We start from the raw sequence: 24,227 nt of genomic DNA, 5'->3' as shown, positions 1-24,227 counted from the left end.
TTCCCTCAACGGGGCTTTACCTGCCGTTGACGTTTCGCCTTGACGTTACTCGGACCTATGGCATGCTGGGCAGCGAAAGGTGCCGTGCAGGCCCGCGCTTCTGCGCGGCTTTTCTGTGCACTCCGCGGCGTGCGAAGCGCCGTGCGGCACCGACGCTGTCCGCACGAGCGAGGAGGTGATCGGGATGACCAGTCGGAGTCCCGAGGGAAGTCCTCGCTGCAGCATGCTCTTTCGCTGATCTTTGATCTTTCTCTTTGATTTGATCTTTCGTTGAGCTGACGTCAGAGCCTCTCTGAGTTCCTCCAGGCGCCCCGAGCGCTCGGTGCTGTCGCGTGTGTTTCCCCCTTTCCTCCCGTCTCCTTGTTCGTGAGACCCGCCTTTCGCCACGCGTCATGCGTCATGAGTCAGGCGTCGTGCGTCATGCGCAAGGTTCTTTTCCTCAGGTGAACCGGCTGCCCTAAGGCATTTCGTCCTGCTCCGTCGGGACTTTCGGCCCGTTTGCCTCTCCACTCGACCGTCCGTGCAATGGCCCGGCCGCGCTGCTGTGGCGCCGCGCCGTTATGCCGCCATGCCGCGATGCCGTTATGCGGCCATGCCCTCATTTTCTGAGAGGTTCCGTCATGAGCAACACCGTCCTCACTCCCACCCCGCAGAAGCTCGCTCCGCCGGGCCGGAATCGCCGCGACCGCAAGGCCGCCGAGCTGGCGGCCCGCACCCGCGCCGTCGGTGAGCGCCTGGTGCGCTTGAGCGCCATGCCGGTGTCGCAGGTGCTGCGCGACACCGAAGCCACCACGCACGGCCTGCGGCAGGATGAGGCCGCCGCGCGCCTGGAGCGCTTCGGTGCCAACACCGTCGCCCACGAGCGCACCCCGCGCCTCCTCGTCCAGCTGGCCAAGGCCTTCTGGAACCCCTTCATACTGGTCCTCGTCGCCCTCGACGCCGTCATGCTCTGGCAGTGGCTGCAGGCCCCCGCCGACGAGCCCTTCGACCCGGGCATCGCCATTCTCGGCACGATGGTGCTGGTCAGCGGTCTGCTGCGGTTCTGGCAGGAGTACCGGTCGGGCCGCTCCGCCGCCGCCCTGCGCGCGCTGGTCACCACGACCACGACCGTACAGCGCCGCGCCGGCCGCAGCGCCAAGCCGCTGACCGGCGAGATCCCGATGGCGCAGGTCGTCCCCGGCGACGTCGTACGGCTCGCGGCCGGCGACCTCGTGCCCGCTGACCTGCGACTGCTCGCAGCCAAGGACCTCATGGTCGCCCAGGCCGCGCTGTCGGGCGAGTCGCTCCCGGTCGCCAAGGCCGACACTCCCCCTGGCTTCGCCGGAGGGACGACCCCCAGCAGCCGCGACCACGGCCGGCACACCACCGCCGACCCGGTCGAGGCCGACAACCTGTGCCTGATGGGCACTTCGGTCACCTCCGGCACGGCCACCGGCGTCGTCGTCGCCACCGGTGCGGACACCTACTTCGGCTCGATGGCCGGCTCACTCGTCGGCGAGCGTCCGCAGACCAGCTTCGACACCGGAGTGAAGAAGGTCAGCTTCCTGCTGATCCGTTTCATGCTCGTCATGGTCCCGGTGGTCCTCGCGATCAACGGATTCACCAAGGGCGACTGGATCGAGGCATTCAGCTTCTCGATCGCCGTCGCGGTCGGGCTGACCCCCGAGATGCTGCCGATGGTGGTCACCACCAACCTCGCGCGCGGCGCCGTCGCCATGGCCAAGCGCAAGGTCGTCGTCAAGCGCCTCAACGCCATCCAGAACCTCGGTGCCATGGACGTGCTGTGCACGGACAAGACCGGCACGCTCACCGAGGACCGCATCGTCCTCGACCGCTACCTGGACGTCCGCGGCCAGGAGGACCGGGACGTCCTCGAGTACGCCTACCTCAACAGCCACTTCCAGACCGGTCTGCGGAACCTGATGGACCAGGCGGTCATCGACCGGGTACTCGAAGCCGAGGAGGTTGTCGTCGACGCACGCTTCACGATGGTCGACGAGATCCCCTTCGACTTCGCCCGCCGGCGGATGTCCGTCGTCCTGCGCCGCAACGACCTGACCGACCACCGGGCAGGCGCCGCCGAGCACATCGTCATCACCAAGGGAGCCGTCGAGGAAATCCTCGCGCTGTGCACGCACATGACCGATCACGGCGAGCGGGTCGAGCTCACCGACACGCTGCGCCGCACGGTCACCCGTACCGCTGAGGACCACAACCGGCAGGGCCTGCGCGTACTGGCCGTCGCCACCCGCACGCTGCCCGCCGATCGCGAAACCTACACCGTCGCGGACGAGTCCCAGCTGACGCTGATCGGCTTTCTCGCCTTCCTCGACCCGCCGAAGCAGGACGCCGCCGAGGCGCTGCGCGCACTGTCCGACAACGGCGTGGCCGTCAAGGTCGTCACCGGCGACAACGAATTCGTCGCCGCCCGCGTCTGCGCGGACGTCGGCATCGACGTCGGCGAGGTCGTGACCGGCTCGGTGATCGACACCCTCGACGACGCCGGACTGCGCCGGCTGATCCGCCGGACCACGGTGTTCGCCAAGGCCAACCCGATGCAGAAGGCCCGCATCGTGCGCGCCCTCCAGGCGGAGGGGCACACGGTCGGCTTCCTCGGCGACGGCATCAACGACGCCGCGGCCCTGCGCGAGTCCGACGTCGGCATCTCCGTCGACACGGCCGTCGACATCGCCAAGGAGTCCGCGGACATCATCCTGCTGGAGAAGGACCTGACCGTCCTCGAGCAGGGCGTGCTCCAGGGGCGCCAGACGTTCGGCAACACCATCAAGTACATCAAGATGACGGCCTCCTCGAACTTCGGGAACGTCTTCTCGGTGCTGGTGGCCTCCGCCTTCATCCCCTTCCAGCCGATGCTGGCCATGCAGCTGCTCGTGCAGAACCTCGCCTACGACATCTCTCAACTGGCCACCCCCTGGGACCGGATGGACAAGGAGTACCTGCGCAAGCCGCGCACCTGGGACGCCAGGGGCATCGGCCGCTTCATGCTCGTCATGGGACCGACCAGCTCGCTCTTCGACATCACCACCTTCCTGCTGATGTGGCATGTCTTCGGCGCCAACAGCGAGGCGCACCAGTCGCTCTTCCAGTCCGGCTGGTTCGTCGAGGGCCTGCTGACGCAGACGTTGGTCGTGCACATGCTGCGCACCCGCAGGATTCCGTTCGTCCAGTCGCGGGCCACCGCGCCCGTGTTGCTGATGACCGCGCTGGTCATGGCCGTCGGTATCGCGCTGCCGTTCTCGCCGCTCGCCCCGGCGCTCGGCATGCAGGCCCTGCCGGTGAGCTACTTCCCGTGGCTGGTCGGGACCCTGCTGGCGTACTGCCTGCTGACCCAGGGTGTGAAGACGTGGTACATCCGCCGGTTCCACAGCTGGCTGTGACGAGCGGACAGCGCGCAACACCGCAGTAGAAGACAGCAGAAGACAGCAGAAGACGGAAGAAACGCGGAAGGGAAAGGGTGGATCATGATCGTGCTCAACGAATGGCACCTGGCGGCCAACATAGGGGCCGGTCTGGGCTTCGGAGCGATCATCGGCCTGGAGCGCCAGTGGCGGGCCCGGATGGCCGGTCTGCGGACCAACGCGCTCGTCGCGGGGGGATCCGCCCTGTTCGTCCTGCTCTCGCAGTACGGCTTCGCGGCGGCGACGAGTACCACGGGCTACGACGGCTCGCGGGTGGCCGCACAGATCGTCTCCGGCATCGGTTTCCTCGGCGCGGGCGTCATCATGCGCGACGGGCTGAGCGTGCGCGGCCTGAACACGGCCGCCACGCTGTGGTGTTCCGCCGCGGTCGGCGCCCTCGCCGGGGCCGGGCTGTACGTGGTCGCGGGGCTCGGCACGGCGGGAGTCGTCGGAGCCAACACCCTGCTGCGGCCGCTCGCGCGCGGGCTGGACCGCGGAACGCGCGTCGGGGCCGGGGCCGAGGTGGCCACCGACTACCGCTTCGAGGTGGTCTGCACCGAGCCCGAGGAGGCGCACGTACGCACCCTGGTCGTGCAGGGCGTCACCCGCCCCGGCTTCCTGCTGCGCTCGGTCCGCAGCCAGGACGGGGAGGCGGCGGGCAAGGTGATCGTCGCGGCCGAACTCACCACCGAGCGCCGCGACGACAGCCTCCTGGAGGAGGCCGTCAGCCGGCTGTCCCTGGAGCCCGCGGTCTCGGCCGTGAGCTGGACGGTGCTGCACGAGTCCGGTGACGGCACCGACCACTTGGACGACGACTACGCGGCCGGACCGCGCGCCCGGCCGCGGGTGCGCAACCTGTTCACCGGCCGCTGACCGGCGGTGTGTCGGACCCCCTCGAACTACGGAGAAGACGAGCAGAGGTGCCTCGGATAAGGCGGGCAGTGGCGCCTTGGCGCGTCGACGGGGGAGCGGCCGTCAGTCCACGCACGGGATGGCTCCGTCGTCGGGTGTGGGGGCCGACGGTGCCGCAGTCCTGGGGGAGGAAGGCCCGGAAGCCGGCGTGTTCGTGTCGTTCGCGGAGGGTGCGGGCGCTTCCCCGCTGCGGTGGCCCGGCGCGTCACCGCCGCTGCGGCCCGGGGTGGTGCCGCTGCCGTGGCCCTTGCCGATCCGCTCGGCGACCAGGCGCCGGATTTTTCCGGGGTCGACACGGTTGATGTCCTCGCCGTTGTGCCGGCCGAAGCCCTCGATGGGCAGCGTGGAGAACTCCACATTCCCGCCGGAGAGATTTCTGGCCTGCTTGATGAACGACAGCAGATCCCAGCCTTCGTCGATGACCAGGTCCTTCTTGGCCACATCCAGGAGATTCAGCAGCCGGCCCGGGTCGGTGAAGGTGCCGGCCGAATTCAGTTTGTGGGTGGCGGAGGCCAGGAACGCCTGCTGGCGGCGGGTACGGTCCAGGTCGCCTGCCGGCAGGCCGTGCCGCTGCCGTACGAAGGCCAGCGACTGCGGGCCGTTCAGCGTCTGCCGGCCCGCCGTGAAGTCCGCGCCCGAATAGCGGTCCTTGGCCGGCTTCTTCAGGCACACCTCCACGCCGCCGAGCGCATCGGCGATATGCAGGAAGCCGACCAGGTTCACCTCGGCGAAGTGGTCGATGGGGACGCCGAGGAAACTCCGTACGGTCTCGATCTCGGCTCTGCGGCCCGCCTCCCGCCCGTCGTGCTCCAGCTGGTGCCGGTCACGCACCCCCTGCTGGTACAGCCGGTCCTCCGTACGGGCCTTCGCCAGCCCGTACGCCTTCTTGATCTTGTCCTGGCCGTGGCCCGGGATGTCGACGAAGTCGTCGCGCGGGATGGAGAACGCGGTGGCCCGGCTGCCGTCGCCCGGAACATGCAGCAGGATCAGGGTGTTGGTGTTGTAGCCGCCGATGTCGGAGCTGCCGGCGTGCAGCTTGTCGAGGACGTCCGCCGGCAGGTCCTCGCCGTTCTGGTCCTTACGGCTGTCCAGCCCCATCAGCAGGATGTTGGTGTCGCCCCCGGCGGACCGGGGCGAGCCGTCGTCCAGCGCATACGAGGAGCCGATCTGCCCGGCCAGGTCGCGGTAGAGGTACCAGCCGCCCGCGCCCGCGCACAGCACGAGGGCGAGGGCGCAGAGCAGCAGCTTGCGGCCCAGTCGGCGGGGTGCCTGCTTGCGGTGCTGGTTCCTGCGGGGATGGTTCATCGGACCAGCGTCGGATGCCGGTGCTGAAGGAATCCTGAGAGTTCTGAAGGGGCTTTCAGGAGTGCGGTGCGGGCGAGGAGCGCGGTGCGGGCGGGAGGTGCGGTGCGGGCGTGGGCGATCCCGGTGCGGTGGGGAGAGTGGCCACCAGGCGGGCACCGCCGTGCTCGGCGTCGTCGGCCGTCAGGTCGCCTCCGTGCGCACGGGCGATCTCCCGGGCGATGGCCAGGCCCAGCCCGCTGCCGCCTCGCCCCCGGTCGCGGGCCGTGTCCAGCCGCGCGAACCGTGTGAAGACCTGCTCGCGCGCGGCCTCGGGAATCCCCGGGCCGTCGTCGGCGACCTCCAGTACGGCCCGGTCCCGGGCGCTGCGGGCCGTGATCCGCACCTCGCTGTCCGCGTAGCGAAGGGCGTTGTCGACGAGGTTGGCCAGCAGCCGCTCCCACTGCGCCGGGTCCGCGCGTACGGGTACCGGCCCGGGCGCCACAACGGTGACCGGCACCCGGGTCCGCGGTCGACGGGCCGCTTCCTCGGCCGCCAGCAGGGCCAGGTCCACCGGCTCGCGGGCGGGCTCCGGGCGGGAATCCAGCCGGGCGAGCAGCAGCAGGTCGGTGGCGATCCGCTGGAGCCGCCGGGTGTCGGCGAGCGCGGACCGCACACCGTCGCGCAGCTCCTGTTCGCGGGGGACGGACCCCGGCGTGCCTGCTCGAACGGTTCGGGCCGCCTGCCGTGACTCCGGCGCGGTGAGCTCTCGCGTCGTGAGTTCCGGTGTGGTGAGCTCCCGCGTCGTGAGATCCCACGTGGTGAGTACGACCTCCAGCTGGGAGCGTACGGCGGCGATCGGATTCCGCAGCTCGTGCGAGGCATCGGCGGCGAACTGCCGCTGGCGGGTGACGGCCTCCTCCAGCCGGTCCAGGGTCGTGTTGACCGTACGGGCCAGCAGAGCGATCTCGTCGCCGCCGGCCGGGTCCGGCACCCGGCGGTGCAGTGCGCTCCCGGTGACGGCGGCCAGCTCGGTGCGGATCGCGCTCACCGGCCGCAGCGCCAGGCCGGTGACCGCCCAGGCGATGGCTGCGGCCAGGGCGATCAGTGGTGGGGCGCTGGCCAGCAGACCGAGTGCGATGGCGTGGGTGGCGTCGTCCACGTCGGACAGGACCGTCAGCGCATAGACGTAGCGGGGTGCGCCGCCGGGCGGCGTGGCGCGTACCACGACCACGTCGCTGCGTTCGCCGCCCTTGCCACCCGCGTCGCCCGCGGCCCGGCTTCCGGTGACGATGCCGGAGGCGGAGTCCTGGCCGGGAGGCGGACGGAAGGAGGTCAGCCGGGCGGCGAGGGATGCGGCGGCGGGTTCGGCGGAGCGGCGGCTGGTGGCGACGACGCGGCCCGCCGGATCGAGGACCAGCACCAGGTCGACACCCGACGAGGGGGCGGGCAGCAGGTCGGGGAGGCCACCTGCGTCGGCCTGGGCGGCGACCTTCCGGGCGGCCAGTTCCGTCCGGCCCGTGGTGTTGTCCAGGAGGTTGGCGCGCAGAATCGTGTAGAGCCAGCCGCCGCCGACGGCCAGGACCAGGGCCATGGTGAGGGCGGCGGCCGCGGCACAGCGGGCCCGTACGGTGCGCGGCCAGCGCACCCCGCCCCTGCCCCGCCGCTTCCCGGTATTCCCTTTCCTGGTATTCCCCGTCCTGGTCGTCCCAGCCGCCATCGGGTTCCCGGAGTTCCTAGCCGCCATCGGGCGCCATCCGGTAGCCGGTGCCGTGCACGGTCAGGATCGAGCGGCGCCCGAACGGCGCGTCGATCTTCTTGCGCAGTGAGGAGACATACACCTCGACGATATTGGGGTCGGTCTCGGCGGGGGAGTCCCAGACCTCGTCGAGGATGTCCTGCTTGGCCACGGTCCGGCCCTCGCCGATCATCAGGCAGCGGAGGACCGCCAGTTCGCGTGCGGTCAGCTCGATGTCGGCGGCCCCGCGGCGGCAGCGGCGGCCCTCGGCGTCCAGCGTGAGGTCTCCGGCCTGGAGGGTGTGGGGGCGCTCGGCGGCGCGGCCCCGGCGGCCCAGTGCGCGCAGTCGCGCCAGCAGTACGACGAAGGAGAACGGCTTGGTGAGGTAGTCGTCGGCGCCCGCGTCCAGGCCCTCGGCCTCGTCGTACTCGCCGTCCTTGGCGGTGAGCATCAGCACCGGAGTCCAGTTGCCCTGGCGCCGCAGCCGGCCACATATCTCGTAGCCGTTCAGGCCGGGCAGCATGACGTCGAGCAGGATCGCATCGTACGGGCCGGTGAGCGCCAGCTGCAGGCCGTGGTGGCCGTCGCAGGCCACATCGACCCAGTGGCCCTCGGCTGCCAGGCCGCGCTTGAGCGAGTCGACGAGCCCTTCTTCATCCTCGACCAGGAGTATCCGCATGGGGGCCATTGTCCTTCTTGTCCCATGGGTGCGGTCCCACCGGCCCTCTTGTGCCCTGAATCGAAGTTTGTCAACATAGGCATATGTCGAAACAAGGGCTTGTGGTGCTCGATCAAGCGGATGCCGACGAGGCGGCCGAGGGCTGCTGCCCCGGGCTGCTGACCGCCCCGCTGGGCGAAGCCCGGGCGGTCGAGCTGGCCAAGGTGTTCAAGGCCCTGGGCGATCCGGTACGGCTGCGCCTGCTGTCGATGATCGCCTCACGGGCCGGCGGCGAGGTCTGCGTCTGCGACCTGACGTCGGCGTTCGACCTGTCGCAGCCGACCATCTCCCACCATCTGAAGCTGCTGCGGCAGGCCGGACTCATCGACTGCGAGCGGCGTGGCACGTGGGTCTACTACTGGCTGCTGCCGGAGATGACCGACACGCTGGCCGAGATCCTCACCCGCCCCGGCCGGTCCGGGCCCGCGGAGGCGCCTCCGGAAACGTCCGCGGAGGCACCTGTGGAGGCGTCCTCGTGAGCGACGGCATCACGTCCTCGGCGCCGGTCGCCGGGCGGCTGTCCTTCGTGGACCGCTACCTCGCGGTGTGGATCGGGGCAGCGATGGCCGCCGGCCTCGGCCTGGGCCGCCTCGTGCCCGGCCTCGGCGACGCTCTGGCCAGCGTCACCGTCACCGGAGTCTCGTTGCCCATCGCGCTGGGCCTGCTCGTGATGATGTACCCGGTCCTGGCCAAGGTCCGCTACGGCCGCCTCGACACCGTCCTGGGTGACCGCCGCCTCCTGATCCCGTCCTTGGTGCTGAACTGGGTGCTGGGCCCGGCGGTGATGTTCGCCCTTGCCTGGTTCTTCCTGCCCGACCTGCCCGAGTACCGCACCGGCCTGATCATCGTCGGTCTGGCCCGCTGCATCGCCATGGTCATCGTCTGGAACGACCTCGCCGGCGGCGACCGCGAAGCCGCCGCCGTCCTCATCGCCCTCAACTCCGTATTCCAGGTCCTCTCGTTCAGCCTGCTCGGCTGGTTCTACCTGTCCGTGCTGCCGGGTTGGCTGGGCTTCGAGCAGGCGGCTCTGGACGTGTCGGTGGGGGAGATCGCCCGTAGCGTCCTGGTCTTCCTCGGGATCCCGCTGCTGGCCGGATACCTCACGCGCCGCCTGGGGGAGAAGGCCAAGGGCCGCACCTGGTACGAGACGAAGCTGATCCCGCGGATCGGACCGTTCGCCCTGTACGGGCTGCTGTTCACCATCGTCGTGCTCTTCGCCCTCCAAGGCGACGCCATCACCTCCAAGCCGCTGGACGTCGCACGCATCGCGCTGCCGCTCCTGGTGTACTTCACCCTCATGTGGGGCGGTTCCATGGCCCTCGGCCGCGCGGTCGGCCTGGACCACCCGCGCGCCACGACGCTCGCGTTCACCGCCGCGGGCAACAACTTCGAGCTGGCCATCGCGGTCGCCATCGCCACCTTCGGTGCCACCAGCGGCCAGGCCCTGGCCGGAGTCGTCGGCCCCCTCATCGAGGTCCCCGTCCTCATCGGCCTCGTGTACGTGGCCCTCGCCGCCCGCCGCTTCTTCCCCGCCTCCAGTACCCCGGCAGCCTCACCGGCCGCCGCCCCGGAAGGCTCCGCTCATGCCTGAACCCGCCAAGCCCTCGGTCCTGTTCGTCTGCGTCCACAACGCCGGACGCTCCCAGATGGCCGCCGCCTTCCTCACCCACCTCGCGGGCGACCGCATCGAGGTGCGCTCCGCGGGGTCCGCTCCCGCCGATGCCGTCAACCCCGCCGTCGTCGCGGCCATGACCGAGATCGGTATCGACATCTCCGCCGAGGTGCCGAGGGTGCTGACCACCGACGCGGTCCGGGCATCCGACGTCGTGGTCACCATGGGCTGCGGCGACGCCTGCCCCGTCTTCCCCGGCAGGAAGTACCTCGACTGGGCCCTGGCGGACCCGGCCGGTCAGGGCCTCGAAGCCGTCCGCTCGATCCGCGACGAGATCAGGACTCGCATCGAGGTGCTCATCGCCGAGATCGACTCCGGCCCGGGCCATGAACGAGCAGGGCCATAACGAGCTGGGCCATCACGAGTAGGGCCATGGCGCGGGACGAAGCCGATGGTGCGCCCCTTTCCTGGAGTGCGTCTCCCTTGTCCTGGAGCGCGTGCTGCTTCCTGTTCCTGGGGTGCGTCCCTCGTTCCCGTGGGAAGGAACTGTGTGCGCCTCGGTGCACTCTCACGGGAGGGTTCATGGTCTCGCGATCAATCCGCTGGGTGGTGAGCACCCGCGCCGCCTGGTTGCTCGCCTGCGGGCTGTCCTGGCTGCTGTGCCGGCTGTTCTTCGGGCCCCTGGGCGGGCTGGTCGGATTCCCGTGGCCACGTTGGTCTTCAGCCCGTTGGCGGAGACGGTGGGGCAGCTCCGGCGGCGGTCGGCGGGCATCGGGCGGCTGGGGTGGCGGTGGCGTCGGTTGTCGCGGCCGGAGAGCGTGGTGTGGCTGCTGACGGCGGTGGGCTGTGTCGTGGTGGTCATCCCGTTCGTGCCGGCCCTGCCCACCCCGTACGGAACGGCTTTGGTGGGGACGGTGGCGGTCCTCGGGTGCGGTACGAGCGCGGCGCAGGCCCTGGTGTGCCGGGAGGCGGCGGGGGAGCGCCGCACGGTGCCGGACCTCCGGCTGTCGTTGCGGGGGCTGGTGCTGTGGGCGCTGGTCGCGGCGGGTGTGCTGGGTGGTGCGGCCTGGGCCGTGCAGCGCTGGACGGCGCCGTTCGTCCGCGGGGAGCTGGTGCCCGAGGGGCGGGCGGCGGTGGTGGGGGAGTTGCTGGGGTGGTTCGACCGGCAGGTGAGTGCCGGCCTGTTCGGCCCGTCGTTCGCGCAGTGGTACTGGCCGCTGCTGGTGTCGGTGGTGGCGCTGGTGATCGGCGGCGGCTGTGCCGCGCTGCGGGAGTGGCCGGCGCGCCGGGCCCGGCTCCGTGACCCGTTCGCCGGCACACCGGAAGGCGAGGGGCTGCCGCAACTCCGGAACACCGCACGGGTGTTCCTCAGCTACGCCCGTACCGATGAGGAGTTCGCCACCCGCTATGTACGTGCGCTGGAGCAGCATGTGCGGGGGGTGTGGGTGGACTGGCAGGGGATCAGAGCGTCGGAGAAGTGGCGATGGAAGATCTTCGACGCGCTGCGCGCCTCGGACGCCGTGATCGTCCTCGTCAGCAGCAACTCGCTGCGTTCCGAGTGGTGTTTGCGCGAGTGCGAGGAGGCCATCGCGCTGGGGAAGCGGATTCTTCCGGTACTGATCTCCCCGGAGCCGGCGGGCAGCACGACCGCCGCCCTGCGTGCTGCGGGCTGGGAGCCGCTGGCCGAGTACCAGCGGCTCACCATGAGCGGCGCGGCGGATTTCGACCGGGGGGTACGGGAGACGCTGGCGTTCGTCGCCCAGGAGCATGTGTGGGTGGATCTGCACACCCGGTTCGGCGAGCAGGCGCACGCCTGGCGGGCGAGCGGGTTCAGCGAAGGTCTGCTGCTGCGTCCGCACGAGGTCCGGATCGCCGAGGCGTGGCGGGCGCACACTCCGCGCACGCCCGGCTTCCGGGCCCGGCGCACCGCGGCGCAGGACGAGTTCATCGACCGGAGCCGGATCGCGGGCCGGCTCCGCGCCCGCCGCTGGTGGCTGGGCGCGGTGGCGGTGGTGGCCGTCCTCGCCGTGCTGACCGGGCTGGTGCTGACCGGCCAGGCGGACGCCGAACGGCAGCGCCGGACCGCCCTCTCCCAGCGGCTGGCCGCCGCGGCGGACGCGCAGCCCTACGCCGGGCTCGTACGGTCCTCGCTGCTGGGCGCGGCCGCGTACGCGCAGGCGGACACGTACGAGGCGCGCCATGCGATGGCCACCCAGCTGATGCGGGTCAATCAGGCCGTTTCGGTCCTGGCGACCGGACTGCGCGGGATCGGCACCACGGCGTTCAGCCGGGACGGCCGGGTCTTCGCGGCGACGTTCGCCGACGGCCGGACCCGCATCTGGGACACCGCGGACTGGCGGCCGCGCGGGAGCGTGCCGGGGCAACTGCCGCACGACGCACGGCGGGGCCTGAGCCGGGACGGGCGGCGGATCGTGGTGAGCCGGGGCGACCGGATCGAGGTGCGCGACACCAGGTCGCTGCGTGTGGTGGACGTCTTCCGGACTGCGGGGCGTCCGTCCTCCTCCGGTGTCTGGTCCGGCGGTCTCGCCGGGGACGGCGGGCGGGTGGTGGCCGCGGCGGCCGGGTCGGCGGCCACCCTCGTCCGGGACGTGACCCACCGCCGGGACGTCGCCCGGTACACGTGCGCCGAGCCCGCTCCGAACCCGCGCGGCACCCGGGTGTGGTGCAACGGTCCGGACGCGGGCACGCTGCGCGAGGCCACCGGCCGCCCCCTGGACGTCCGTGTCACGCGCGATCCCAACGCCGCGGCCGGGAAGAGCGCGCTGTACGGCTGGACCGCCGACGACAAACCGGTCGTCGACGACCACCATGCCGCGAAGGTGATCGGGCCCGGCGGGCACGACGTCTGGACACCGGATCCCGGCAGGATTCCGAGCGCGGTCTCGGAGGACGGGCGGCGCGTACTGCTGACGCCCTTCGGGACGACCCGCGGCGACGACGAGGTCTGGGATCTGGAGAACCGTCGCAAACTGGGCCCGGTCCCCTTCGAAGAGCTGCGCAAGGCCGGACTGCACCGGGACTACGGCGCGATGGAGTGGGAGAGCCGGATCCCCGCGATGGTGGCCGGTGCGCCGCGGCACGGGATGCGGCTGGCCGCACTCGCCGGGGTGGCGCCGATGTCGTCCACGGGCGTCGTGCACAGCGTGGACGGCCGCCGTGCGGTGACCTTGAACGACCGGGGCGAGCTGACGGGCTGGCGCCTGGACGGCCACGGCCGGATCGTCTCGCGGCTGCCCGCGCCGTTGACCACCGTCGCGGCGAACGCGCTGAGCCCCGACGGCCGCACCCTGGCCGTGCTGCACCGCAAGGGCACCGAACTGACCCTGGTCGGCAGCGCGGACGGGCGGCGCCGCCGGGCCGTCCCGCTCACCGGCACCGGCTGGTCCGTCGCCTACAGCCCCGACGGAGCACACATCGCCGTCGCGCAGACGGTCGGCACCGGCGTGGTGACTTCGGTGGGTCCGGAACTGCGGACCTTCGTCGAGATCTTCGCCGCCGCGACGGGACGCCGTACCGCCACCCTCCGCAGCACCGTCCGCCCCAACCCCAAGGAGGCGCCCGGGACACTGGTGTTCTCTCCCGACGGGCGGCATCTCTACCTCGCCTTCACCCAGGAGTCCACGGTGGAACGCTGGCGCCTCGCGGACGGCCGCAGCGTACGGACCTACGGCTCGGTGCGGGAGAACGGCTATCTGGACTCGGTGGTGCTGAGCCCCGACGGGCGGACCCTCGCCGCCGCAGACCGCCAATCGCGGGTCCGGCTCTGGGACACCGCGACGGGCAGGCCGCGCCGAGGAACGAAGGACGGTACGTCGGTGGCGTTCTCCCCGGACGGCCGCACCCTGGCGACCGTGAGCGGCTTGAGCACGTCCGTCCAGCTGTGGGACGCGCGGACCGGTGTGCGGCTCGGCCCCGCCTTCGATGTCGGGGAGCCGGGCGTGACGGTGGTGCAGAACCTGCGGATCACTCCCGATGGCACGCACCTGCTGGTCGTCACGCAGCCGCTCGCCGAGTTCAACGCCAGCAGCCTGTGGCTGTGGGATCTGCGCCAACGGAAGCGGGTGGGGCCGCGGCTGGCCACGGCGGACACCCGGGCCGAGCCCCAGATCACACCGGACGGCACCCGGGCCGTCCTCGCGGGCGGTGGCGCGCTGGTCTCCGTGGACCTGGATCCGGCGCACTGGCAGAGTTCACTGTGCCGGCACGCGGGCCGCCGGCTCACCACGGCCGAATGGCGGGCGGCGGCATCCGGGGAGCGCTACCCGGCTTCGTGCTCCACGCCGTAGCGGCACAGGGGTGCCTCACTGCCCTTGCCACTTCACCATCCATGCCTCGTTCTGGACCGAGATCACATCCTCGCAGCGTTCGATGATCCGGTCCTCGTCCGCCGGTCCCGCGGGCGGCTGCCTCCGCCAGTGCCGGTACACCCGGTCCAGCTCCTCCGCTGTACGGGAGAACTCCAGCTCCTGGTAGTCGTACTTGGCCGCCGCCGCATGCGCGGTCACCGCCATCGTGACGGTGGCCGCCACCCCCAACCACACGCCGGTGGCAGCGAGTTCGAAGGCCCCGCCGGCCGCGGCCAGCACCGCGGCGGACGCACTCAGCGTCAGTTCGGCACGCCGTACGGCGGCCAGCCGGCGGCCCATCAGCGCGGCGTTCGGCCGGTAGTAGCCGACGACCTGACCCTGGACCCGGAGGTCCATGTAGGACGCGAGGTCATGGACGGCGGGCAGCGGGCGGGGCACCGGCACCAGGTCCGCGCAGTGCCGCGCCAGGTCCGCGCCATCCGCCCGGAGCCCGTCGATCCGCTCGGCGAGCAGTGCGTCCGGGGCCCCGGTGCGGTACGCGGCGCCGCCCGCCAGTCGTGCGTAGATCTGCGCCTTCGCCCCCTCGGACAGGGAGCGCAGCCGGGTCCAGTCCCGGATGCGCTGCGGGGTGGCGCGCTGGGCGACCAGGGAAGCGCTCGCCGCCGTCACCGCGGCGGCGAACGCCAGGGATTTCCCCCATACCGCACTGGCCGCCATCACCTGGGCGGAAGCCGCTCCCAGCACGGCGAAGGAGACCCCCAGCAGCAGGGCCAGCAGCCGGGCCCTGACGATCGACGCCTTCAGCCGGTTCGCTGCCTGCGACCAGATGCTCTGCCGCTCCCACGCCTCCGTCAACACCGCTGACACCGCGCGCCCCTCCGACCGGTCGACCTTCCGTGCCCCGTCCATTGTGGGGGGTGCGAGGATTCGCGCGTGGACTATCTGGAAGACGTGGACTAGTGGACTATCTGAAGGACCAGGCACCCGGTGCCCCGATCCGGTCCGGAATTCCCGAGCATGGACGTATCCCGAAGTACTACGCGGTGAAGGTCGGCGTCGCGGAACTGCTCGACGAGCTGGGCGAGGGCGGGCTGTTGCCCACCGAGCGTGACCTCGCGCTGCGGTTCGCGACCTCCCGGGAGACCGTGCGCCAAGCCCTGCGGGAACTGCTCCTGGAGGGGCGGGTGCGACGGCTGGGGCGGGGCACGGTCGTGGCGGGCCCCAAGCTGGAGCAGCCACTGTCGCTGGTGAGCTACACCGAGGGCGTGCGCAGGGAGGGCAAGCGGCCGGGGCGCCGCCTGATCGGGCTGGACCGCTTCCCCTGCTCGCAGGCCCTCGCGAGCGAGTTGCAGCTTCATGTGGGGGATCCCGTATGGCACTTGGAGCGGGTGCTGCTCGCCGATGACGAACGGGTCGGGCTGGAGAGCACCTATGTCGCCGTCGAGCGGGTGCCCCGGCTGGATACCGATTTCGATCCCCACTCGTCCTTCTACGCCTACCTCGACGACCGGCTGGGGATCGGCTTCGGAGGTGCGGACGAGCGGCTGGAGACGGTGCTGGCCACCCCACGCGAGGCCCTGCTGATCGGAACGCCGCCCGCGCTGCCGATGCTGCTGATCCACCGCCACTCGCGCGACACGCGGGGCCGGCCGCTGGAACGGGTCAGGTCGTTGTACCGGGGCGACCGGTTCTCCTTCACCACGCACCTGGACGCCGTTCCCCGGTGAGGAACTGACGCGCTGACGCGCTGAGGTGGCGGCACCCGCCACTTGATAACGAGACGGTAACCGGTCTTTGCCGGTATTGGAGGGCTGTTGGCCTCCCCGTCGCCTTTTGGGTCAGGTGCGTTCACCGGGCTCGCCGAACGTCGTGGTCATGCGAGTCATAGTCGTCGGGGCCGGTGTGCTGGGAACCATGCACGCCTGGCAGGCAGTTCAACGTGGCCACGCGGTGGTCCACATCGAGCGCGAGGCCGAGGCACGGGGCGCCTCGGTCCGCAATTTCGGGCAGATCTGGATCAGCGGCCGCGCCGGCGGTGAGGAACTGGCAACCGCCCTGCGCGCCCGCGAACTGTGGGAGGGCATCGGAGCAGACCTCCCCGAACTGGGCTTCCGGGCCATCGGATCGCTCACCGTCGTCCGCAACGAGGCCGAGCGGGCCGTCGCCGAGGCCGCCACCCGGCGCCCCGACGCCGCCGCCCGCGGCTGGGAGCTCCTGGGGCCGGCCGAGGTCCGCGAGCGGAACCCCGCGCTGCGTGGTGACCACCTCGGCGCTCTCTGGTGCGAGCGGGACGCCGCGGTCGAACCGCGCACCGCCCAACGCGTACTGAAAGACGCCCTGTTGACCTCCGGCCGCTACACCTTCCTCGGCGGGCGAGAGGTACGCGAGGTGGTGGGGGCGAGCGCCGTACGCGACGATCACGGCGAGGTCCACCGCGGCGACGTGGTGGTGCTGTGCACCGGCGCGTGGCTCGGCGGGCTGGTCCGCGAGCTGATCCCGGACCTGCCGGTGCGGCGCGTACGCCTGCAGATGATGCAGACCGACCCGCTCGGAGAGGCGCTGACCACCTCCGTCGCCGACGCCGACAGCTTCCGCTACTACCCCGCTTACGCGAGCGACGCGCTGAACGCCCTCGCCGTGGCACAGGCCCAGCCGCCGACCGCCGCCGAGCACCGGATGCAACTGCTGATGGTGCAGCGTACCGACGGCTCGCTGACCATCGGCGACACCCACGAGTACGAGGCGCCCTTCGCCTTCGACGTGGTCGAGGAGCCGTACGAGCACCTGGCCACCGTCGTCGCAGCGATCCTCGGCAGGCCGCTGCCCAGGATCCGCCACCGCTGGGCGGGGGCGTACGCGCAGTGCACCGACGCTTCCCGCATCGTTCACCGGCAGCAGGCCCGCGACGGGGTCTGGCTGGTCACCGGGCCCGGCGGCCGCGGCATGACCTGCGCCCCGGCGATAGCCGAAACGACCGCGCACGAACTGGGATGGTGAGCGCGTTGCCGGAACGCACTTCCGCACGCACCTCCTCAGGTACGTCCCCACGTACGTCCCTCGTGGTGCTGGACATGGCGGGCACCACCGTCGCCGACGGCGGCCTGGTCGCGCAGGCGTTCAGCGCCGCGGCCCAGCGCCTGGGCGTCGCACCGGACAGCGCCGGCCACGCGCGGATGTTGGACCACGTCCGTGCCACCATGGGCGAGTCCAAGATCTCCGTCTTCCGGCACCTCTTCGACGACGAGACGACCGCCCAGCGGGCCAACACCGCCTTCGAGGCGGCATACGGGGAACTGGTCGACGGCGGCTGTATCGCACCCGTACCCGGCGCTCGTGAAGCCATCGAGACGATGCGCGAAGCCGGCCTGACCACCGTACTGACCACCGGTTTCGCCCGCGTCACACAGGACGCGATCCTCACCGCGCTCGGCTGGCGCGACCTGGCCGACCTGACGCTCTGCCCGGCCGACGCGGGCGGCCGCGGGCGCCCGTACCCGGACCTGCTCCTCACCGCGCTGCTGCGCACCCGCGCGGCGGACTCCGTCCGCCAGATCGCGGCCGTCGGCGACACGTCCTCGGACATGCTCGCCGGACACCGCGCGGGGGCCGGCCTCGTGGCCGGGGTACTGACCGGAGCACACCGCGCACAGACGCTGTGGGACTCCGGCGCCACTCACGTCCTGACCTCGGTTGCCGAACTCCCCTCCCTGATCGGAGGGGAGTGAGATGGCCGGCACCTCCGAAGCCGGCGTCCGCTTCGAGGGCGTCTCCGTGGCCTACGGAAAACACCCGGTCCTGGAGGACTTCGACCTGACCGTGGCACCCGGCGAGGTGATGGCCCTGCTCGGACCGTCCGGCTCGGGCAAGACCACCGCACTGCGGGCGGTCGCCGGATTCGTCCGGCCCGCCTCGGGACGCGTCCTGATCGGTGGCCGGGACGTCACCGGACTGCCACCGTACCGGCGCGGCACCGGCATGGTCGTCCAGCAGTACGCGCTCTTCCCGCACTTGCGGGTGGCCGGCAACGTCGCCTTCGGGCTGCGGGCCCGGAAGGTGCCCCGGGAGCAGATCGCCGCACGGGTCGCCGAGGCCCTGGACATGACCGGTATGGCCGACTACGCCAGGCGTTACCCGAGGGAGCTCTCCGGCGGGCAGCAGCAGCGGGTCGCCCTCGCCCGCGCCCTCGCCATCCGCCCTAAGGTCCTCCTCCTGGACGAGCCGCTCTCCGCGCTCGATGCCCGGCTCCGCTCGGACCTGCTCGCCGAACTCGCCCGGCTGCACCGGGAACTGCCCGAGGTGTCCATGCTGTACGTCACCCACGACCAGGTCGAGGCACTGACCCTCGCGGACCGTATCGCCGTCCTGGACCGGGCCCGGCTGCGGGACTGCGGCACACCGCAACAGCTGTACCGCCACCCGCGCACCGAGTTCACCGCGTCGTTCGTGGGCAACGCCAACCTCCTTCCGGTGACGGTGGGGCCCGCGGGCACGGTGGATTTCGCGGGCACCCGGCTGTCGGTCGCCACCGGCGACGCCACGCACGGGGCGAGCGCCACGCTGTGCGTACGCCCGCACCTCGTCGGTCTCGGAGACGGCCCCAACCCGCTGCGCGGCGCGATCGCCGAGGTCCAGTGGCGCGGCGCCACCCACCGTCTGTACGTGGACGTGGCCGGCCGGCGCCTCAAGGCCGACCTGCGGGAGCTGCGGGAATCCCCCGCACCGGGCGACGAAGTGACCTTGCACTTCGCCGCCGAGGACGCCGTGCTGATCGGTGCGGGAGTGGCCGATGTCTAGCACGGTGCGCTCAGTGCGCTCAGTGCGTTCGGTGCCGCGGTTCGTCTGGGCCCTGCCGCCCGTCGCGGTCCTCGGACTCGTCTTCCTCTACCCCCTCACGCTGGTCCTCCAGCAGTCCTTCACCACCGCGGCGGGCGAGACCTCGCTCCAGCCCTACCGGAAGATCCTCGCCTCCGAGGCGTTCCGGGAAGCGCTCGGGACCACGGTGTGGCTGGCCGTGGGATCCACCGCCGGCTGTCTGCTGCTGGGCTTCGTCCTCGCCCTGATCATCGCCTTCGTCCCGTTCCCCGGAGGCAAGGCGGTCACCACGCTCATCGACGTCTTCCTCTCCTTCCCCTCCTTTCTGATCACTCTCGCCCTGCTGTTCCTCTACGGCACGATGGGCATCGCCAACGGCCTCTGGACCGACGTCACCGGCGCCGCGAGCGGCCCCTTCCAGTTCCTGACCACACCCTGGGGCGTACTGCTCGCCGAGATCACCTACTTCACACCGTTCGTGCTGCGGCCCTTGCTCGCGGCCTTCTCCCAGCTGGATACGGCGCAGCTGGAAGCGGCGTCCGCCCTCGGCGCGCGGCCCGCACGGATCGTGCGTCAGGTGATCCTGCCCGAGGCGCTGCCGGCGCTGGCGGCGGGCGGAAGTCTGGTGCTCGTCCTGTGCCTCAACGAGTTCGGCATCGTGCTGTTCACCGGCGCCAAGGGCGTCACCACCCTGCCGGTGCTCGTCTACAGCAAGGCCGTGCTCGAATCCGACTACCCGGCCGCCTGTGTCGTGGCGGTGATCAACATCGCGATCTCCGTGGGCCTGTACGGCCTCTACAGGACGGTGAGCCGACGTGCTGGTGCATAGCCGTACGGGCCGCTGGGCGACCTGGGCCGTCTTCTTCGGCCTCGCCCTGCCGGTCTTCGCCCTGCCGCTGGCCTTCATCGCGGCGGCGTCCTTCGCCACGCACTGGTCCGGTGTCCTGCCGTCGGGACCGACCCTGGACAACTACGTCGCCGCCACGCGGGGCGAGTCGCTGCAGGCGCTGGTCACGAGCCTGACCACGGCGATCGGTGCCAGCCTGCTGGCGCTGACGATGGGAGGCTGGGCCGCACTGGCGGCGGCCGCCCTCGGCAACCGGGCCCGGAGAGTGCTGGAGACGCTGTTCATGCTGCCGGTCGCGGTCCCGTCGGTGGCCGTCGGCCTGGCCGTGCTGGTCGCCTTCAGCCAGCCGCCGATACTGCTCAACGGCACCGCCTGGATCGTGGTCATCGCCCACACGGTGCTGGTCACCGCCTTCGCCTACCAGTCGGTCGGGGCCGCCGTCCGGCGGCTGGACCCGGCCTACGAGCAGGCCGCGGCCGGCCTCGGGGCCCGCCCCTGGTACGTGCTGTGGCGGGTCAGGATCCCCCTGCTGCTGCCCTCCCTCAACGCCGCGGCCTGCCTGTGCTTCGCCCTGTCCATGGGTGAGCTGAGCGCCACGATGATGCTCTACCCCCCGGACTGGGTGCCCCTCCCGGTCCAGATCTTCACGGCCACCGACCGGGGCGCGCTGTTCACCGGCTCCGCCGTCGCGGTCGTGCTCATGGCGACGACACTGCTGGTGCTGCTCGCCGTCTCCCGCATCCGCACCAGAGCCACCTACCGATGAGCCCCTGGCCATTCCCCCGCGAGAGAAGGACAACACCGCCATGAAGCGCCGCAACAGGCCCGCTGCCGCCGCCGTCACCTTCGCCGTCCTCGGCGGCCTCGCCCTCGTCGGCACCCTCGCCGCCTGCGGAGGCGGATCCCCGGCCGGCTCCGATGCGCGTACCGTCACCGTGTACAGCGCCGACGGCCTCAAGGGCGAGAACGGCGGCGGCTTCTACGACAAGGTCTTCACCGGCTTCGAGAAGAAGACCGGAATCAAGGTCAGGTATGTCGAGGGCGGCTCCGGGGAAATAGTGCAGCGCGCCACCCGTGAGAAGACCAATCCCCAGGCCGATGTGCTGGTCACCCTGCCCCCTTTCATCCAGCAGGCCGACGGCAAGGGCCTGCTGGCGAAGTACACGCCGAAGAACGCCGAAAAGACGGCGCGCGCGGGCAGGTCACCCGACGGCACATGGACGCCGATCGTCAACAACTACGTCGGATTCATCTACAACAAGAAGCACCTGGCGGAGTCGCCCAAGACCTGGGAGGCCCTGCTGGACAAGAAGTTCAACGGCAGGCTCCAGTACTCCACACCAGGCGTCGCCGGTGACGGCACGGCCGTCCTCATCAAGGCCATGCACGACTTCGGAGGCAAGGAGGCGGCCATGGAGTACCTGAAGAAGCTCCAGGCCAACAACGTCGGTCCGGCCTCCTCCACCAGCAAGCTGGCACCCAAGACCGACAAGGGCGAGCTGCTGGTCGCCAACGGTGACGTCCAGATGAACGTCGCCCAGTCCGCGTCCATGCCGAACCTCGGCATCTGGTTCCCGGCCAGGAGCGGCGGCAAGCCCACGTCCTTCGCCCTCCCGTACACGGCCGGACTGGCGCACGGCGCCCCGCACCGCGAAAACGGCCGGAAGCTCCTGGACTACCTGCTCAGTCGGCAGGTCCAAGAGCAGATCAGTGAGACCAGCGGCGGCTTTCCGGCCCGCACCGATATCAAGGCGACCGACGGGAACGCCGCCAGGCTCGCCGCGATCATGCAGGGCGTGGAGATCTTCACCCCGGACTGGGCGGACATCAACAGGAACCTCGAAACCTACACAGAAGCCTGGAAGTCCGCGACCGGCAGCTGACCGCGTACTCGGGGCAGTAGCTCACGGTGCCGTCCCGAAGGCCGGGAACGCCCGAAGGCCGGGAACGGGCCCCGGCGCCGCGCCTGCGGCTCGGACCGGGGCCCGGTTCTCTCAGCCGCGGAAGACGTTGTTGCACCCCTCGGTCGTGCCGATGCCGGTGGACTGCCCGTCCGGGTGGTGATGGTGGCGCTTGCCGCCGCCCGCGTTGCCCAACAGGCCATCGAGGATGCTGACGTTGCCGAGCACATCGACGTTCGCCTCGTGCGTCCGGCACGAGGTGCTCTGGCGGATCTCGACCCGGCGGTGGCCGTGTGACTTGTGGTGACGGCGGTCGCCGCTCCACTGCTGCGGTTGCGGGGCTTGGCGGCTCGACTGCTGCTGGGGGGCTTCGACGCGGTGCGACTGGGCGCGGCGGTGGTTGTCGCCGTCCTTCCCGCCACCGGCGTAGGCCGGGCCGGTGCCGAGGAGGCCGATACCGACGAGGGCGGCTGCCACGGCGGCAGCTTTACGGTGCTTGTGCATGTCATCTCCGGATAGGATGAACAGATTCGATCGGTAATCGATCGATTCCATACAGTTAATGAAAGGTATTGTGAAATACCGCGCATTCGTCCCGTGACGCGCCGCGTCCGTGCCGCCCTCCGGGTGACACCCGGCGCCGAAGGCCGCCGCTCCGGGCGCCGCGCTGCGACCAGGTGCTCCCCTCGGCCCACGGGCCCCCGGCCGGACATGGCCGAAGACACCCTGGCGCCAGGAGACTTCACGGGATACCCGGATTACCGTCTGCGATCATATGGCTATATGGCTTCGGTTACCGCGTGGTGGGGCCATCGGGCGGGGGACAATGCCTGCATACGAGGACTTTCCGGCGCTCTTCAGGGCCGCCGACGCCAACTCCCTGAAAGGCCAGCGGTATTAGCTGCGGGCGACCAAGTGCCAGCTGGGCGCGCTGATCGCGGCGGCCGCGCTGGGCGTGTTCAGCTGGCAGGTCAATGGCGCGGACCTCGCCGCCGCCGCGTCGGCGAAGACGCTCACCTGGCGCTACATGGTCGGTGGCAGCCCGATGGGCGGCGAGGAGACCTCGACCGACACCGCCGCCGAGCTGCTGCTGACCCGGTTCACCGAGATCGAGAGCGACGTCGAGGCCGCCTGGCTCGTCCCCGACGGGGGCACCCCGGAGCAGGTGACCGCCGGCATGACACGGGTGCGTCAGCTGCCCCTGGACGAACGCCGGGCGATCTACCTGCGGGAGCGCATCGAGAACCAGCGCGAGTGGTACGGCACCAAGTCACGCTGGAACGAGTACAGAAGCCCTGTCTGGGCGCTCACCCTCACGGTGCTCGAACTGCTCGGCATCTGCGCAGGCGTCGCGAAGGTGGCGGGCGTCATCGACCTGGATCTCCTCGGGGTGTGTGCGGCCCTCGCCGCGGGAGGCACCGCATAGGGCGCTCAGCCGCCTGGCCAAGCCCTGGAACCGGCCGCGCGCCCTGCGGATCTTCCGCGACCAGGCATCCTTGGAAGCCAGTCCGGACCTGTGGGCCACCATCGAAGCCAAACTGAGCGCGAGCCGCCATCTCGTCCTGCTCGCCTCGCCGCAGGCCGCCCGCTCCCCCTGGGTGGGCCGGGAAATCGCCCACTGGAAGCAGCACCGCGCGCCCGCCACCCTGCTCATCGTCCTCACCGGCGGCGCGATCCACTGGGACGACACCGCGCGGGACTTCGACCGGACGCGCACCACCGCCCTGCCGCCCGAAGTGTTCGGGTGGTTCGCGGCCGAACCCCTGTGGGTCGACCTGACCTGGGCCCGCAGCGAGACCGAACTGACCCTGGAACACGCCCGCTTCCGTCAGGACATCGGCACCCTCGCGGCGGCCCTGCACGGAGTGAGCAAGGACGAACTCGACAGCGAGGACGCACGCCAGCACGCCAGAACGGTCGGTGTGCGGCGCGGGCTGACGTGGAGCCTGGCCTTCTTCCTCGTCGCCTCGCTGGTCTTCGGCGTCATGGCGCAGGTGCGCGGTGACGAGGCCGAGCGCCAGCGCAAAGAGGCGGACGGGCAACGGCGGGTGGCCACGATGCGCGCACTGCTCGCCGAATCGAAGAACCGCCTGGCGGACGACCCGCGCACCGCCATCCGCCTGGGCCTGACCGCGCACAGCGTGCACCCCACCACGGAAACCCGCGCCGCCCTGGTCGACGCGCTGCGGCGCACGCCGTACGCGGGCGCATCGAACGGGCCGGACCATGCCGGCCAGTTCATCAGGCGGCTCTCCGGCGATGCCGGTGTCCTGGCCACCGCCGGCGAGGGGACCAGGGGGGAGGGGACCAAGGGGGAGGGCACGCTCAAGCTCTGGGACGTCTCACAGCCCGGCCGGCGCCGACTGCTGCACCGCCTCGCGCCGCCGCGCGGCGACGTCAAGGACATCGCCTTCAGCCCCGACGGCCGCACCCTGATCAGCAGTCACGCCAGGACCGTCGTCTGGCGCATCCGCCCCTCCCGCGCGCCGCAGCTGCTCAGCACACTCCGCGGCCACCGGGACGCCGTGACCGCCGCGGCCTTCCGGCCCGACGGCAAGGCGGCGATCACGCTCGACGAGCACGGCAGTGCGATGCGCTGGGACCTGGCACGCCCCGACAAGTGTGACGTCGATCGCTAGTTGGCCATGTCGTTCGATAG

At 71.1% G+C, this 24,227-nt stretch carries 20 protein-coding genes; 15 read left to right on the top strand and 5 right to left on the bottom strand.

Annotation, left to right across the window (positions count from 1 at the left end; genetic code table 11):
* Positions 1 to 620: 620 nt before the first annotated feature.
* Both mgtA and AZE13_RS30890 read left to right on the top strand, forming a co-directional pair.
* Positions 621 to 3,398 (top strand): magnesium-translocating P-type ATPase, encoded by a 2,778-nt coding sequence (gene mgtA, locus AZE13_RS30895; RefSeq protein ID WP_079124548.1) that lies wholly within the window; start codon positions 621 to 623, stop codon positions 3,396 to 3,398.
* Positions 3,399 to 3,482: 84 nt separating this feature from the next.
* Positions 3,483 to 4,292, top strand: coding sequence for an MgtC/SapB family protein (locus AZE13_RS30890; protein WP_079124547.1), 810 nt, complete (start codon positions 3,483 to 3,485; stop codon positions 4,290 to 4,292).
* A 102-nt stretch (positions 4,293 to 4,394) separates the two neighbouring features.
* On the opposite strand, the gene AZE13_RS30885 is transcribed toward AZE13_RS30890, so the two are convergent.
* The 3 genes from AZE13_RS30885 to AZE13_RS30875 form a co-directional block, all read right to left on the bottom strand.
* On the bottom strand, positions 4,395 to 5,636 hold the full coding sequence (locus AZE13_RS30885; protein WP_066939420.1) for an LCP family protein: 1,242 nt from the start codon (positions 5,634 to 5,636) through the stop codon (positions 4,395 to 4,397).
* A gap of 55 nt (positions 5,637 to 5,691) precedes the next feature.
* A complete protein-coding gene (locus AZE13_RS30880) occupies positions 5,692 to 7,260 on the bottom strand; it encodes a sensor histidine kinase (RefSeq protein WP_066939418.1) in 1,569 nt (522 codons plus the stop codon).
* An 88-nt stretch (positions 7,261 to 7,348) separates the two neighbouring features.
* Positions 7,349 to 8,029: a response regulator transcription factor gene (locus AZE13_RS30875; protein ID WP_066939415.1), complete on the bottom strand. Its 681-nt coding sequence runs from the start codon at positions 8,027 to 8,029 to the stop codon at positions 7,349 to 7,351.
* An 83-nt stretch (positions 8,030 to 8,112) separates the two neighbouring features.
* On the opposite strand from AZE13_RS30875, the gene AZE13_RS30870 reads away from it, so the two are divergent.
* The 4 genes from AZE13_RS30870 to AZE13_RS30855 all read left to right on the top strand — a co-directional run bounded on the left by AZE13_RS30870 (position 8,113) and on the right by AZE13_RS30855 (position 13,987).
* A complete protein-coding gene (locus AZE13_RS30870; RefSeq protein ID WP_066939413.1) occupies positions 8,113 to 8,547 on the top strand; it encodes an ArsR/SmtB family transcription factor in 435 nt (144 codons plus the stop codon).
* The gene (arsB, locus tag AZE13_RS30865) at positions 8,544 to 9,659 is read left to right on the top strand and encodes an ACR3 family arsenite efflux transporter (protein WP_066939410.1); all 1,116 of its coding nucleotides are present in this window, start codon (positions 8,544 to 8,546) and stop codon (positions 9,657 to 9,659) included. The genes AZE13_RS30870 and arsB overlap by 4 nt, the downstream gene beginning before the upstream one ends.
* Entirely contained in the window at positions 9,652 to 10,086 is a 435-nt protein-coding gene (locus AZE13_RS30860; RefSeq protein WP_066939407.1) for an arsenate reductase ArsC, read from the top strand. Before arsB ends, AZE13_RS30860 begins: the two co-directional genes overlap by 8 nt.
* 298 nt (positions 10,087 to 10,384) lie before the next feature.
* Positions 10,385 to 13,987, top strand: coding sequence for a TIR domain-containing protein (locus AZE13_RS30855; RefSeq protein WP_147264764.1), 3,603 nt, complete (start codon positions 10,385 to 10,387; stop codon positions 13,985 to 13,987).
* A gap of 15 nt (positions 13,988 to 14,002) precedes the next feature.
* On the opposite strand, the gene AZE13_RS30850 is transcribed toward AZE13_RS30855, so the two are convergent.
* The gene (locus tag AZE13_RS30850; RefSeq protein ID WP_181690502.1) at positions 14,003 to 14,875 is read right to left on the bottom strand and encodes a DUF4231 domain-containing protein; all 873 of its coding nucleotides are present in this window, start codon (positions 14,873 to 14,875) and stop codon (positions 14,003 to 14,005) included.
* A gap of 92 nt (positions 14,876 to 14,967) precedes the next feature.
* Between AZE13_RS30850 and AZE13_RS30845 the strand changes: the two genes are divergently transcribed.
* The 7 genes from AZE13_RS30845 to AZE13_RS30815 all read left to right on the top strand — a co-directional run bounded on the left by AZE13_RS30845 (position 14,968) and on the right by AZE13_RS30815 (position 21,550).
* A complete protein-coding gene (locus tag AZE13_RS30845; RefSeq protein WP_066939399.1) occupies positions 14,968 to 15,735 on the top strand; it encodes a GntR family transcriptional regulator in 768 nt (255 codons plus the stop codon).
* Positions 15,736 to 15,883: 148 nt separating this feature from the next.
* Positions 15,884 to 17,005, top strand: a complete 1,122-nt coding sequence (locus tag AZE13_RS30840) for a TIGR03364 family FAD-dependent oxidoreductase (RefSeq protein ID WP_066939469.1) — start codon at positions 15,884 to 15,886, stop codon at positions 17,003 to 17,005.
* Positions 16,999 to 17,733 (top strand): phosphonatase-like hydrolase, encoded by a 735-nt coding sequence (locus AZE13_RS30835; RefSeq protein ID WP_079124544.1) that lies wholly within the window; start codon positions 16,999 to 17,001, stop codon positions 17,731 to 17,733. Before AZE13_RS30840 ends, AZE13_RS30835 begins: the two co-directional genes overlap by 7 nt.
* A 1-nt stretch (position 17,734) precedes the next feature.
* Positions 17,735 to 18,802 carry an ABC transporter ATP-binding protein gene (locus tag AZE13_RS30830; protein ID WP_066939396.1) on the top strand — a complete coding sequence of 356 codons (1,068 nt, stop codon included), beginning with the start codon at positions 17,735 to 17,737 and terminating at the stop codon, positions 18,800 to 18,802.
* Positions 18,803 to 18,815: 13 nt separating this feature from the next.
* Positions 18,816 to 19,649, top strand: a complete 834-nt coding sequence (locus AZE13_RS30825; protein WP_398780270.1) for a 2-aminoethylphosphonate ABC transporter permease subunit — start codon at positions 18,816 to 18,818, stop codon at positions 19,647 to 19,649.
* Positions 19,636 to 20,433 carry an ABC transporter permease subunit gene (locus AZE13_RS30820; protein WP_066939393.1) on the top strand — a complete coding sequence of 266 codons (798 nt, stop codon included), beginning with the start codon at positions 19,636 to 19,638 and terminating at the stop codon, positions 20,431 to 20,433. The genes AZE13_RS30825 and AZE13_RS30820 overlap by 14 nt, the downstream gene beginning before the upstream one ends.
* A gap of 40 nt (positions 20,434 to 20,473) precedes the next feature.
* Positions 20,474 to 21,550, top strand: a complete 1,077-nt coding sequence (locus tag AZE13_RS30815) for a 2-aminoethylphosphonate ABC transporter substrate-binding protein (RefSeq protein ID WP_066939390.1) — start codon at positions 20,474 to 20,476, stop codon at positions 21,548 to 21,550.
* Between the two features lie 111 nt (positions 21,551 to 21,661).
* On the opposite strand, the gene AZE13_RS30810 is transcribed toward AZE13_RS30815, so the two are convergent.
* Positions 21,662 to 22,072, bottom strand: coding sequence for a hypothetical protein (locus AZE13_RS30810; protein WP_066939387.1), 411 nt, complete (start codon positions 22,070 to 22,072; stop codon positions 21,662 to 21,664).
* Between the two features lie 451 nt (positions 22,073 to 22,523).
* On the opposite strand from AZE13_RS30810, the gene AZE13_RS30805 reads away from it, so the two are divergent.
* Both AZE13_RS30805 and AZE13_RS30800 read left to right on the top strand, forming a co-directional pair.
* Positions 22,524 to 22,994, top strand: a complete 471-nt coding sequence (locus tag AZE13_RS30805; RefSeq protein WP_066939384.1) for an SLATT domain-containing protein — start codon at positions 22,524 to 22,526, stop codon at positions 22,992 to 22,994.
* A 70-nt stretch (positions 22,995 to 23,064) separates the two neighbouring features.
* Positions 23,065 to 24,207 carry a TIR domain-containing protein gene (locus AZE13_RS30800; RefSeq protein ID WP_181690501.1) on the top strand — a complete coding sequence of 381 codons (1,143 nt, stop codon included), beginning with the start codon at positions 23,065 to 23,067 and terminating at the stop codon, positions 24,205 to 24,207.
* The last annotated feature ends 20 nt before the right edge of the window (positions 24,208 to 24,227 follow it).

Origin of the sequence: Streptomyces sp. NBRC 110611 (genome assembly GCF_001590865.1) — a bacterium.
GTDB lineage: Bacteria > Actinomycetota > Actinomycetes > Streptomycetales > Streptomycetaceae > Streptomyces.
This window is presented reverse-complemented; position numbering and strand designations above follow the sequence as displayed.

Excerpts from the sequence above, each read along its gene's own strand:
- mgtA (WP_079124548.1), top strand. The coding sequence starts at position 621 with ATGAGCAACACCGTCCTCACTCCCACCCCGCAGAAGCTCGCTCCGCCG.
- AZE13_RS30890 (WP_079124547.1), top strand. The coding sequence starts at position 3,483 with ATGATCGTGCTCAACGAATGGCACCTGGCGGCCAACATAGGGGCCGGT.
- AZE13_RS30885 (WP_066939420.1), bottom strand. The coding sequence starts at position 5,636 with ATGAACCATCCCCGCAGGAACCAGCACCGCAAGCAGGCACCCCGCCGA.
- AZE13_RS30875 (WP_066939415.1), bottom strand. The coding sequence starts at position 8,029 with ATGCGGATACTCCTGGTCGAGGATGAAGAAGGGCTCGTCGACTCGCTC.
- AZE13_RS30870 (WP_066939413.1), top strand. The coding sequence starts at position 8,113 with ATGTCGAAACAAGGGCTTGTGGTGCTCGATCAAGCGGATGCCGACGAG.
- AZE13_RS30860 (WP_066939407.1), top strand. The coding sequence starts at position 9,652 with ATGCCTGAACCCGCCAAGCCCTCGGTCCTGTTCGTCTGCGTCCACAAC.
- AZE13_RS30840 (WP_066939469.1), top strand. The coding sequence starts at position 15,884 with ATGCGAGTCATAGTCGTCGGGGCCGGTGTGCTGGGAACCATGCACGCC.
- AZE13_RS30835 (WP_079124544.1), top strand. The coding sequence starts at position 16,999 with ATGGTGAGCGCGTTGCCGGAACGCACTTCCGCACGCACCTCCTCAGGT.
- AZE13_RS30830 (WP_066939396.1), top strand. The coding sequence starts at position 17,735 with ATGGCCGGCACCTCCGAAGCCGGCGTCCGCTTCGAGGGCGTCTCCGTG.
- AZE13_RS30815 (WP_066939390.1), top strand. The coding sequence starts at position 20,474 with ATGAAGCGCCGCAACAGGCCCGCTGCCGCCGCCGTCACCTTCGCCGTC.
- AZE13_RS30810 (WP_066939387.1), bottom strand. The coding sequence starts at position 22,072 with ATGCACAAGCACCGTAAAGCTGCCGCCGTGGCAGCCGCCCTCGTCGGT.